Origin of the sequence: Streptomyces sp. TRM68367, assembly GCF_014495685.1 — a bacterium.
GTDB lineage: Bacteria > Actinomycetota > Actinomycetes > Streptomycetales > Streptomycetaceae > Streptomyces.
Genome location: NZ_JACTVI010000113.1, coordinates 1 through 11392, shown reverse-complemented (window position 1 = coordinate 11392; position 11392 = coordinate 1). Strand labels below are relative to the sequence as shown.

Genomic DNA, 11392 nt, shown 5'->3' with positions numbered 1-11392 from the left:
TTGTGTTGTATGCCTGCGGCGGCCTGTGCGGGTGGGGTGGGGGTGCGCGTAGCGCCTGCGGTGGGGTTGTGGGTCGGGGCCGCGCCCGGGGGTGTCCGTCCTCGGTCCGGCGATGTGGTCGGCCACGGGGGTGGTCGTTCGTTGACGCCGGCCGCTGCGGGCGGACACCCCCCGACACGTCCCCTTCCCGCCGCCGGCGGCCGCGGGCCGGTGGGGGTACGCGTGGCTCGCCCTGCCCGGCAACCATTCTCAGCCCGTCCAGCCTTCGAGGGCGACGTCGACCTCCCCGCGCCGGCCGAGCTGTGTGGGTGCCTGCTCGGGCCAGCGCTTCTCCGCGTCGATGGCATGTCACCTGGGCCCACCTACCCGGAGGGGGCACACCAACCCGCGGGGATGCCAGTGGGGGTACCCCCTTGCTCGAAGAGCTTGGGGGAGTTTGGGGAGTACCGAGGACGGAGGACAAGGCCGCTCAGCCCGAAGCGGGCTCTGGTGGCGCACCCCTCCACCAACACCCACGCCCGCCCGACGAAGCCGCGAGCCAGGCGCACGCGGTGCCGCAGCCGCCGAAAGCGCGCAGGGTGCTCGCAAGCCGCGGGCACACGTGCCGTCGTAGCTGCGGGCAGTCCTGCCTCCCCCAGTGCAAGGACCCCTTAAGGGCCTGGGAGGACCCCAGGGCTGCACGGGTGGGCGATGGGGGTGCCCCCGCGCGAGCTCGTTCGAGCGTGGGGCAGGCACCCCGTCAGCGCGGGCGAGCGACAACCACCCCCGGCCAGCCGCAACGCCGGGCAACCGGCAACGCGGCCCAGCCGACGCAGTCACCCTCGCGCAGCCCTACAGCCGTCCCAAGACCTGCGTAAGCAGCGCGCCCATGCGGGTGGCCGAGTCGCGGCCGGCCTGGAGGACCTCCTCGTGGTTGAGGGGCTCTCCGGTCATGCCGGCGGCGAGGTTGGTCACCAGGGAGATGCCCAGGACCTCGGCGCCGGCCTCGCGTGCCGCGATCGCTTCCAGAACCGTCGACATGCCCACAAGGTCCGCACCGATGACCCGGGCCATGCGGATCTCGGCCGGCGTCTCGTAGTGCGGGCCGGGGAACTGCGCGTAGACGCCCTCCTCCAGCGTGGGGTCGATCTCCTTGCACAGGGCGCGCAGGCGGGGGGAGTACAGGTCGGTGAGGTCGACGAAGTTCGCACCGACGATGGGCGACGCCGCCGTGAGATTGATGTGGTCGCTGATCAGTACCGGCTGGCCTGGACGCATGCCCTCGCGCAGGCCGCCGCAGCCGTTGGTGAGGACCACCGTCTTGCAGCCCGCGGCGACCGCGGTGCGCACACCGTGCGCGACGGCGGCCACGCCCCGGCCCTCGTAGAAGTGCGTGCGGCCGAGAAAGACCATGGCACGCTTGTCGCCGACCTTGTACGTGCGGAGCTTGCCGCCGTGGCCCTCGACCGCCGGAGGCGGGAAGCCGGGTAGCTCGGTGACCCGGAACTCGGCCTCGGGGTCGCCGAGGGCGGCCACGGCCGGTGCCCAGCCGGAGCCCATCACGAGGGCGACGTCGTGGGTCTCGGATCCCGTGAGTTCGCGCAGGCGGGCCGCGGCGGCGTCGGCGGCGGCGTAGGGGTCGCCCTGGATGTCGTCCGGAAGAAGAGATGCGTTCACGCCGACGAGGGTAGCCGGTCAGGGCCTACGCGCGTAGATGGCAGAGCTCGCAGGATGGCGATCGTTGTCTTGTCGTTTCCGACGAGAGGAGTGACGCCCGGCGCAGTCATTCGCCGGTGACGAAGATGTCCTTGTCGTTGAAGACCTCGACGATGAAGATCAGTAGTCGGCCCACGCTGACTGTGTATTCGATGAGGATGTTCTGCGTCAGCCGGATGGTCCGGTCGTCCCCGGTGGAGCTTATGGGCCGGGACAGGTCGGGGAACGGGTCCTGGGCGAGCATCATGATGCCCTTGTCGAACGCGGCGCGCTGCTGCTCGTCCAGCCGGTCCCGAGCCACCGCCGCCTGCTCGGTGTAATGGACCTGGTACGCAGTCCTGCCGGTCATCGGCCTCTCCAGTTCGTGCGTCGATCCCGGACAAGTCTAGAGGCGGGCGCCCTCAGCAAGGCCTCTTCCGCAGTTCCATCACGTAATCGTGTGGTGCCCCCGCTGATTCCGCCGCGTCGGCGATCTCCCCGAGGTAGCGCGCCGAAGGCAGCCCGCCCTCGTAGGTGTCCAGGACGTACGCCCAGGCCGGTTCCTCGCCGTCCAGGGTATGGACGCGCACCCGCAGGCGGCGGTAGATGCCCAGGCTCACGCCCGCCCAGCGGTCCAGGGACTCCTCGTCCATGGGGGCGATGTCGTACAGCGCGACGAAGACCTGGGAGAGCGGGTCCTCGACGAGCGTCACCAGTGCGCCGTCCCAGCCCATGTGCTCGCCGCCGAACGTCAGCCGCCACCCGTTCAGCCAGCCCGTGGCACGCAGCGGCGAGTGCGGGGCGCGGCGGGACATCAGCCGCGCGTCGAGGTTGCCGGCGTACGCGGCATGGAGCGCCATGGGGAGAGGGTACGGCAGCGCCACGGGCGTCCCTCCGGTAACAGAGGGGCTACGGCAGTGGCCCCCGGGGCGGGCGCAGCGCGGGGCGTGCGGGACAATGGAGTACGTGACTCGGATCGTGATCATCGGTGGCGGACCCGGCGGATACGAAGCGGCGCTGGTGGCCGCGCAACTCGGCGCGGAGGTGACCGTCGTCGACTGCGACGGCCTGGGCGGTGCGTCGGTGCTGACCGACTGCGTGCCGTCGAAGACCCTTATCGCCACGGCCGAGGTGATGACCACCTTCGACTCGTCGTACGAGGAACTGGGGATCATCGTCGCCGACGACACGCCACCCATGGAGCAGGCCGCCCGGGTGGTCGGGGTCGACCTCGGGAAGGTCAACCGGCGTGTGAAGCGGCTCGCGCTCGCCCAGTCGCACGACATCACGGCCTCCGTCACCCGCGCGGGCGCCCGGGTCATGCGCGGCCGCGGGCGGCTGGAGGGCATGCAGGCGCTGGACGGGTCGCGCAAGGTCGTGGTGCGGGCCGCCGACGGGAGTGAGGAGACGCTCGTCGCGGACGCGGTGCTCATCGCCACCGGCGGGCATCCCCGTGAGCTGCCCGACGCCCGCCCCGACGGCGAGCGGATCCTGAACTGGACCCAGGTGTACGACCTGACCGAGCTCCCCGAGGAGCTGATCGTGGTCGGGTCGGGTGTGACCGGTGCCGAGTTCGCCGGTGCCTACCAGGCGCTCGGCTCGAAGGTGACGCTCGTGTCGTCGCGGGACCGCGTGCTGCCGGGTGAGGACCCGGACGCCGCGGCCGTGCTGGAGGAGGTGTTCCGGCGGCGCGGCATGAACGTCATGGCGCGCTCGCGCGCCGCCTCCGCCAAGCGGGTGGGGGACCGTGTCGAGGTCACGCTCGCCGACGGGCGGGTCATCACCGGGTCGCACTGCCTGATGGCCGTCGGTGCCATTCCGAACTCCGAGGGCATGGGCCTGGAGGAGGCCGGGGTCGAGCTGCGCGAGTCCGGGCACATCTGGACCGACAGGGTGTCGCGTACGACGGCTCCGGGCGTGTACGCCGCCGGTGACGTGACCGGGGTGTTCGCGCTCGCGTCGGTGGCGGCGATGCAGGGCCGTATCGCCATGTACCACTTCCTGGGCGACGCGGTGGCCCCCCTGAACCTCAAGACGGTCTCGTCGAACGTCTTCACGGACCCGGAGATCGCGACCGTCGGCTACAGCCAGGCCGACGTGGACGCCGGGAAGATCGACGCGCGGGTGGTGAAGCTGCCGCTGCTGCGCAACCCACGCGCGAAGATGCAGGGCATCCGGGACGGGTTCGTCAAGATCTTCTGCCGGCCGGGCACCGGGATCGTCGTCGGCGGCGTGGTCGTGGCGCCGCGCGCATCGGAACTGATCCACCCCATCTCGATCGCGGTCGACAACAATCTGACGGTCGAACAGATCGCGAACGCCTTCACCGTGTACCCGTCCCTGTCGGGCTCGATCGCCGAGGTGGCGCGGCAGCTGCACACGCGGAAGGCGACCGGCGAAGGCTGACGCGCGGCAGCGCTTCCCCGCTGGTCAGGGGAGGCGCGGTCCCCTGGTCACGGGGAGTTGTGGACCATGCTGGCGGCATGGGCGACCGGAGTAGACCCCTATACCACTTCCCGCCTCCCTGTGCGAACAACTTCTGTTATTCGGCGCAAACTGCTGAAAGCAGACGGTCGTTGGGGTTACTGTCAGTTTCGTGTTCGCTGCAGAACGTCGTCAATTGATCCTCGAAATGGTGCGGGCGAACGGGGCCGTGTCGCTCCGTGAGCTCGCCCGCGTCGTCCAGACCTCCGAAGTGACCGTGCGGCGGGACGTGCGCGCGCTGGAGGCAGAAGGACTCCTCGACCGCCGGCACGGCGGCGCGGTACTGCCGGGCGGGTTCACGCGGGAGTCCGGCTTTCCGCAGAAGTCACATCTCGCGACCGCCGAGAAGACGGCCATCGCCGACCTCGCCGCGAATCTCGTGCAGGAGGGGGAGGCGATCGTTGTCGGGGCGGGTACGACCACGCAGGAACTGGCCCGTCGGCTCGCGCGGATCCCCGGCCTGACCGTGGTCACCAACTCCCTCCTGGTGGCGCAGGCGCTGGCCCATGCCAACCGGGTGGAGGTGGTGATGACCGGCGGTACGTTGCGCGGGTCGAACTATGCCCTGGTCGGCAGCGGAGCCGAGCAGTCCCTGCAAGGGCTGCGGGTGTCCCGGGCGTTTCTCTCCGGAAGCGGCCTGACCGCCGAACGCGGGCTCTCCACCTCCAACATGCTGTCGGCCTCCGTCGACCGGGCCCTCGTGCAGGCCGCGGCGGAGGTCGTGGTCCTTGCCGATCACACCAAGCTCGGTACGGACACGATGTTCCAGACCGTACCGACGGATCTCATCACCCGGCTGGTGACGGACGAGCCGCCCGCGCATGACGATCGCGCGGCCACGGAGCTTCAGGCGCTGGCCGACCAGGGGGTGCAGATCGCCGTCGCCGGTGCGCCCGGGGGCTCTTCGGGTGCCTCGGCGGGTGATGCGGTCCCGGCGCGTCAGCAGCGCCGGGATGTGTCGCTCCCGGGGCCGCGTCGGCAGGTTCCTGGGGCCGCCGGGGCGGGGTTGCGGACGGCCGCGGTGCCGGGTGAGCAGGTGCCGGGTGCGGAGCGGGGGCGGGTTGCGGATCTGAGGCGCCGGTAGTTTTGGCCGAGGGTGCGCGTTAAGTGATCCCTCTTTGCCGGACGCCCGGTGTTGGTGCCGGCCGGGGGCGGGTCGCGCAGCCTGGCGCCGGCGGGGTGGCGCGGGTTGACTGCGTCGGCTGGGCCGTACTTGCCGGGCGCCCGGCGTTGCGGCTGGCCGGGGGTGGGTGTCGCTCACCCGCGCTGGCGGGGCGCCTCCCCCACGCTCGAACGAGCTCGCGCGGGGCCCCCATCGCCCACCCGTGCCGCCCTGGGGTATCCTCCCAGGCCCTTAAGGCACTGGGGGAGGCACGCCTGCACGCAGCTACGACGGGCCGCAGTCGCCGGCGGCGGGAAGGGGACGGGTCGGGGAGTGTCCGCCCGCAGCGGCCGGCGTCAACACACGACTACCCCCGTAGCCCACCACATCGCCGGACCGAGGACGGACACCCCCCGGCGCGGCCCCGACCCACAACCCCACCGCAGGCGCTACGCGCACCCCCACCCCACCCGCACAGGCCGCCGCAGGCATACAACACAAACCCGCACCCCCCACCGCACAACGCCCGGCGACTGCCAGTTCACCGGGCGTCGCGTTGGGCGTGGGGTCAGTCCTTGATTTCGCAGATCGCGGCGCCGGAGGTGATGGAGGCGCCGATTTCGGCGGTGAGGGCCTTGATGGTGCCGGACTTGTGGGCGTTGAGCGGCTGTTCCATCTTCATGGCCTCCAGGACGACGACCAGGTCGCCTTCCTTGACCTCCTGGCCCTCCTCGACGGCGACCTTGACGATGGTGCCCTGCATCGGGGAGGCGAGGGTGTCGCCGGAGGCGCCCGGGCCGGACTTGCGAGCCGCGCGCCGCTTGGGCTTGGCGCCGGCCGCGAGACCGGTGCGGGCCAGGGACATGCCCAGGGAGGACGGGAGGGAGACCTCCAGACGCTTGCCGCCGACCTCGACGACGACCGTCTCGCGGCCTGGCTCCTCCTCCGCCCCGGCCGTGTCGGCGGGAGCGGCGAAGGGTGTGATGTCGTTGACGAACTCGGTCTCGATCCAGCGGGTGTGCACCGAGAACGGCCCCTCCTGACCGTGGACCTCCGGCGCGAAGGCCGGGTCCTTCACCACCGCGCGGTGGAACGGGATCGCGGTGGCCATGCCCTCGACCTGGAACTCGCCCAGGGCACGGGCGGCCCGCTCCAGGGCCTCCTTGCGGGTGCGGCCGGTCACGATCAGCTTGGCCAGCAGCGAGTCCCACGCCGGGCCGATCACGCTGCCCGACTCCACGCCCGCGTCCAGGCGGACACCCGGGCCGGACGGCGGGGCGAACGTGGTGACCGTGCCCGGCGCCGGCAGGAAGTTGCGGCCCGGGTCCTCACCGTTGATGCGGAACTCGAAGGAGTGGCCGCGCAGCGCCGGGTCGTCGTAGCCCAGTTCCTCACCGTCGGCGATGCGGAACATCTCCCGCACCAGGTCGATACCGGCGACCTCCTCGGTCACCGGATGCTCCACCTGGAGGCGGGTGTTGACCTCCAGGAAGGAGATCGTGCCGTCCACCCCGACCAGGAACTCCACCGTGCCGGCACCGACGTACCCGGCCTCCTTCAGGATCGCCTTCGAGGCCCGGTACAGCTGGGCGACCTGCTCCTCGGACAGGAACGGAGCGGGCGCCTCCTCCACCAGCTTCTGGTGCCGGCGCTGCAGGGAGCAGTCACGCGTGGAGACGACGACCACGTTGCCGTGCTGATCCGCCAGGCACTGGGTCTCCACGTGCCGCGGTTTGTCGAGGTAGCGCTCGACGAAGCACTCGCCGCGGCCGAAGGCGGCCACCGCCTCACGCACGGCGGAGTCGTAGAGCTCGGGCACCTCTTCCAGTGTGCGCGCCACCTTCAGACCACGGCCACCGCCGCCGAACGCCGCCTTGATCGCGATCGGCAGACCGTGCTCCTCGGCGAAGGCCACGACTTCCTCGGCCCCGCTCACCGGGTCGGGCGTGCCGGCCACCAGCGGGGCACCGGCCCGCTGCGCGATGTGCCGGGCGGCGACCTTGTCACCCAGGTCGCGGATCGCCTGCGGCGGCGGGCCGATCCAGATCAGCCCGGCATCCAGGACCGCCTGGGCGAAGTCGGCGTTCTCGGAGAGGAAGCCGTAGCCGGGATGGACCGCCTCCGCGCCCGACTCGCGCGCGGCCTTCAGGACCTTGTCCATGTCCAGGTAGCTGGTGGCCGGAGTGTCACCGCCCAGGGCGAACGCCTCATCCGCGGCGCGGACATGCAGAGCGTCCCGGTCCGGGTCCGCATAGACGGCCACGCTCGCGATCCCGGCGTCCCGGCAGGCCCGGGCCACGCGGACAGCGATTTCGCCACGGTTGGCGATGAGCACCTTGCGCACGATTGAGGCTCCCTCCTTGAAACAAGCCGAGTTTAGGGACTGCCGACACGGCACTTCGACCCGTCCCCGGTGGTGAGCTTGCCCACACGGAGCGTGATTTCAGGCTCGCTCGACCTGCGAAATCCCTTGTCGCGCCTTGGCACGCAGGTCTTCACCGGAAAACCCTAGCCCGCATCTGTGGTCAAGGTCTCTGTCATCAGGTGCTGCGGGCCACTCCGTTTCTTTGTGGAGTCCCTACGAATGGCCCAATGATTCTTTGCTCTCCGCCGAACCCTTGTCCCGCGGTTTACCCGTTAGTAGCGTTCACGATGTCCTCTTGGACGTACTAGGGGTAACAGGGGCCGCGCTCGGGCGGCTGTCGAAAGTGGGTGGGCCGGTGGTGCGCAGGCCGGTGGCGTGGATCGTGACGGTCGTGCTCTTCGCCGAGGCGCTCGGCATCGCGGCGCTGAACTGGTTCCTGGGAGTCGTGGTCGACCGGCAGGACATGTCCCTGGCCGGCCTGGACCCGGCCATGATGTCGGTGTCCTCGAAGATCGGTGGGATCGTCTTCGGCCTCTACTTCGCCCTGTGCGGCCTGGTCGCCCTGCTCGCCGCCGTACGGAACCGGCCCGCGGCCGGCCTCGGCCGCCTCCTGCTGATCAGCGCGGCCGTCGTGCACGGGCTGCTCGGCGCCTTCACCTGGGGGCTGGTGGGCTGGGGCGCGTTCCTGTTCATGATGCTGGTGCTGGGCCTGATCGTGCTGCTGCTCATGACGTACGACAGCCCGGCCGAGCCCGCCGACGCCGCGCCCGAGGACGGCGCCGGCGACGGCGGTTCCCGGGTCACGACTCCGCCGGCGCCCACAACTCCGTGATGCCGACGCCGAGTTCGGCCAGCAGCCGCCGTACGAGGGGCAGGCTGATGCCGATCACGTTGCCGTGGTCGCCGTCGATGCCGTCGATGAACGGCGCCGAGCGGCCGTCGAGCGTGAACGCCCCGGCGACGTAGAGGGGTTCGCCGGAGGCGACGTACGCGGCGATCTCCTCGTCGGTGGGGTCGCCGAAGCGGACGACGGTGGACGCGGTCGCCGAGGCGTACCGGCCGGTGGCGGTGTCGTAGACGCAGTGGCCGGTCTGGAGCGTGCCGGCGCGTCCGCGCATGGACTTCCAGCGGGCCGTGGCCTCCTCCGCGTCCGCGGGCTTGCCGAGGGCCTGGCCGTCCAGGTCGAGCACGGAGTCGCAGCCGATCACGATCGCGCCCTTGACCTCGGGTTTCGCGGCCACGACGGAGGCTTTGGCCTCGGCGAGGGCGAGGGCCAGATCGGCCGGGGTGGGGGCGGTGACGGCGTCCTCGTCGACGCCACTGACGATCACCTCGGGGGCGAGGCCGGCCTGGCGGAGCAGACCGAGCCGGGCGGGGGACTTGGAGGCGAGCACGAGTCGACGGCGGGGCTGATCTGTCATGCGATCAGCGTATTGCCTCCGGCGCGCTGGGCGGGGGTCACCTCACGCCGATCACGATCATCGCGAGGACCATGGCCAGTGCCATGAGAATGCTGAGCCGCCGCAGCATGTTCTGCGCTTCGCGCAGCTCCTCCGGCGGCTCGTTCTCGGGGTCGGACCACAGCATGCCACCAGCGTGCGCCGGGCTGGGGCCGGGGCGCCTGAGTACGCGTACTCAGGTTTTCCGGTGCCTTCTCGCCGTTGATGGTTCGGTGAGCGGGCGAGTGCCCGTTGTCGGTGGTTGCTCGCGAAGTTCCCCGCGCCCAATGGGCTGGGACAGTCACCCCGGCCAGTATGTGCGGGCCCATGCCGTGGGGCCCGGCTGGGGCAGGCTGTGGGCTGCGATGCGGGACGGGTCTGACCAGGAGTCGCGGGGGGTCGGTGCGCCGGGCGGCTCGGTTGCTGCCGCCGCGGCGCGGGCCCTGACCACCGCCAGGGCGGCGGCCAGCTCCTCCGGGGTCGGGTTGCCCCGTACGACCTTGATCGTCACAGCGGCTCCTTAGAGGGGGATGTTGCCGTGCTTCTTCGGCGGGAGTGATGCCCGCTTGGTGCGCAGTTGACGCAGGCCGCGCACGATGTGGCGGCGGGTGTCCGACGGCATGATCACGGCGTCGACGTAGCCACGCTCGGCCGCCGTGTAGGGGTTGAGGAGGTGGTCCTCGTACTCCTGCATCAGGCGGGCGCGGTCCGCCTCGGGGTCCTGCGCCTCGGCGATCGTGCGGCGGTGCAGGATGTTGACCGCGCCCTGGGCGCCCATGACGGCGATCTGGGCCGTCGGCCAGGCGAGGTTGAGGTCGGCGCCCAGGTGCTTGGAGCCCATGACGTCGTACGCCCCGCCGAAGGCCTTGCGGGTGATGACGGTGATGAGCGGGACGGTGGCCTCGGCGTAGGCGTAGATCAGCTTGGCGCCGCGGCGGATGATGCCGTCGTGCTCCTGGTCGACGCCGGGCAGGAAGCCGGGGACGTCCACGAAGGTGATGACCGGGACGTTGAAGGCGTCGCAGGTGCGCACGAAGCGTGCCGCCTTCTCGCTCGCCGTGATGTCGAGGCAGCCGGCGAACTGCATCGGCTGGTTGGCGACGATGCCCACCGGGCTGCCCTCGACCCGGCCGAAGCCGGTGATGATGTTCGGCGCGTAGAGCGGCTGGGTCTCGAAGAACTCGGCGTCGTCCAGGACGTGCTCGATCACCGCGTGCATGTCGTACGGCTGGTTCGCGCTGTCCGGGACGATCGTGTCCAGCTCCAGGTCCTCGTCGGTGACCGCGAGGTCGGCCTCCTCGGGGAACGCCGGGGGCTCGGAGAGGTTGTTGGACGGCAGGTACGACAGCAGCTGCTTGACGTACTCGATGGCGTCCTTCTCGTCCCCGGCCATGTGGTGGGCCACACCGGAGGCGGTGTTGTGGGTGCGGGCACCGCCCAGCTCCTCGAAGCCGACGTCCTCGCCGGTGACGGTCTTGATGACGTCCGGGCCGGTGATGAACATGTGCGAGGTCTGGTCGACCATGATCGTGAAGTCGGTGATGGCGGGGGAGTAGACCGCGCCGCCCGCGCAGGGGCCGACGACCAGGCTGATCTGGGGGATGACGCCGGAGGCGTGGGTGTTGCGGCGGAAGATCTCGCCGTAGGCGCCGAGGGAGGCCACGCCCTCCTGGATGCGGGCGCCGCCGGAGTCGTTGATGCCGATGACCGGGCAGCCGGTCTTCAGCGCGAAGTCCATCACCTTGACGATCTTCTGTCCGTAGACCTCGCCCAGGGCGCCGCCGAAGACCGTGAAGTCCTGCGAGAACACGGCGACGGGTCTGCCGTCGACCGTCCCGTACCCGGTCACGACCCCGTCCCCGTACGGGCGGTTCTGGTCGAGGCCGAAGTTGGTGGAGCGGTGCCGGGCGAACTCGTCGAGTTCGACGAAGGAGCCCTCGTCGAGCAGGAGGCCGATGCGCTCACGGGCCGTCAGCTTGCCCTTGGCGTGCTGCTTCTCGACGGCGCGTGCCGAGCCGGCGTGCGTCGCTTCCTGGATGCGGCGCTTCAGGTCCGCGAGCTTGCCCGCGGTGGTGTGAATGTCAGGCTGCTGCAGCTCTTCCGGCTCGGACATCGGGATGTGGCTCCCTGCCTGCTCAAAAGGGGGGACGGTTACTCATCCGTAGCCTAGTGGGGTGACCACCGGTCGGCAGTGCGGCGTTTACCACACCGTCACGGTCTTCCCAGCAACGCCGACGAGATCTAGTAGACTGTCGCGGCTAATATTTGGGATAAAGGTGACGCAGTTTGATGCGTGCATCGTGGGTGGTGAACTGCCAGTCCACCTGA

11 protein-coding genes are annotated in these 11392 nt (G+C 70.6%); 3 read left to right on the top strand and 8 right to left on the bottom strand.

Going from position 1 to position 11392, the window contains the following annotated elements; all coding sequences use genetic code 11:
• Positions 1-831 precede the first annotated feature (831 nt).
• The 3 genes from H8R17_RS39115 to H8R17_RS39105 all read right to left on the bottom strand — a co-directional run bounded on the left by H8R17_RS39115 (position 832) and on the right by H8R17_RS39105 (position 2534).
• Positions 832-1656 carry a purine-nucleoside phosphorylase gene (locus H8R17_RS39115; protein WP_187827950.1) on the bottom strand — a complete coding sequence of 275 codons (825 nt, stop codon included), beginning with the start codon at positions 1654-1656 and terminating at the stop codon, positions 832-834.
• A 106-nt stretch (positions 1657-1762) separates the two neighbouring features.
• Positions 1763-2044 (bottom strand): type II toxin-antitoxin system RelE/ParE family toxin, encoded by a 282-nt coding sequence (locus H8R17_RS39110; RefSeq protein WP_187827949.1) that lies wholly within the window; start codon positions 2042-2044, stop codon positions 1763-1765.
• 52 nt (positions 2045-2096) lie between these two features.
• The gene (locus tag H8R17_RS39105) at positions 2097-2534 is read right to left on the bottom strand and encodes a gamma-glutamylcyclotransferase (protein WP_187827948.1); all 438 of its coding nucleotides are present in this window, start codon (positions 2532-2534) and stop codon (positions 2097-2099) included.
• A gap of 97 nt (positions 2535-2631) precedes the next feature.
• Here H8R17_RS39105 and H8R17_RS39100 point away from each other — a divergent pair, with 97 nt between their 5' ends.
• Both H8R17_RS39100 and H8R17_RS39095 read left to right on the top strand, forming a co-directional pair.
• Entirely contained in the window at positions 2632-4080 is a 1449-nt protein-coding gene (locus H8R17_RS39100; RefSeq protein ID WP_187827947.1) for an NAD(P)H-quinone dehydrogenase, read from the top strand.
• Positions 4081-4294: 214 nt separating this feature from the next.
• Complete coding sequence (locus tag H8R17_RS39095) at positions 4295-5242, top strand: DeoR/GlpR family DNA-binding transcription regulator (RefSeq protein WP_223125988.1); 948 nt, start codon at positions 4295-4297, stop codon at positions 5240-5242.
• 586 nt (positions 5243-5828) lie between these two features.
• On the opposite strand, the gene H8R17_RS39090 is transcribed toward H8R17_RS39095, so the two are convergent.
• Positions 5829-7604 (bottom strand): biotin carboxylase N-terminal domain-containing protein, encoded by a 1776-nt coding sequence (locus tag H8R17_RS39090; protein ID WP_187827945.1) that lies wholly within the window; start codon positions 7602-7604, stop codon positions 5829-5831.
• A 376-nt stretch (positions 7605-7980) separates the two neighbouring features.
• On the opposite strand from H8R17_RS39090, the gene H8R17_RS39085 reads away from it, so the two are divergent.
• Complete coding sequence (locus H8R17_RS39085; protein ID WP_187827974.1) at positions 7981-8457, top strand: hypothetical protein; 477 nt, start codon at positions 7981-7983, stop codon at positions 8455-8457.
• On the opposite strand, the gene H8R17_RS39080 is transcribed toward H8R17_RS39085, so the two are convergent.
• From H8R17_RS39080 to H8R17_RS39070, 4 genes are all read right to left on the bottom strand, one after another.
• Positions 8426-9046, bottom strand: coding sequence for a nucleoside triphosphate pyrophosphatase (locus H8R17_RS39080; RefSeq protein ID WP_187827944.1), 621 nt, complete (start codon positions 9044-9046; stop codon positions 8426-8428). The genes H8R17_RS39085 and H8R17_RS39080 overlap by 32 nt on opposite strands.
• A gap of 37 nt (positions 9047-9083) precedes the next feature.
• Positions 9084-9212: a morphogenic membrane protein MmpB gene (gene mmpB / locus H8R17_RS47970; protein WP_262505862.1), complete on the bottom strand. Its 129-nt coding sequence runs from the start codon at positions 9210-9212 to the stop codon at positions 9084-9086.
• A gap of 153 nt (positions 9213-9365) precedes the next feature.
• Positions 9366-9575, bottom strand: coding sequence for an acyl-CoA carboxylase epsilon subunit (locus H8R17_RS39075; RefSeq protein WP_187827943.1), 210 nt, complete (start codon positions 9573-9575; stop codon positions 9366-9368).
• 9 nt (positions 9576-9584) lie between these two features.
• Entirely contained in the window at positions 9585-11177 is a 1593-nt protein-coding gene (locus H8R17_RS39070) for an acyl-CoA carboxylase subunit beta (protein ID WP_187827942.1), read from the bottom strand.
• Positions 11178-11392 lie beyond the last annotated feature (215 nt).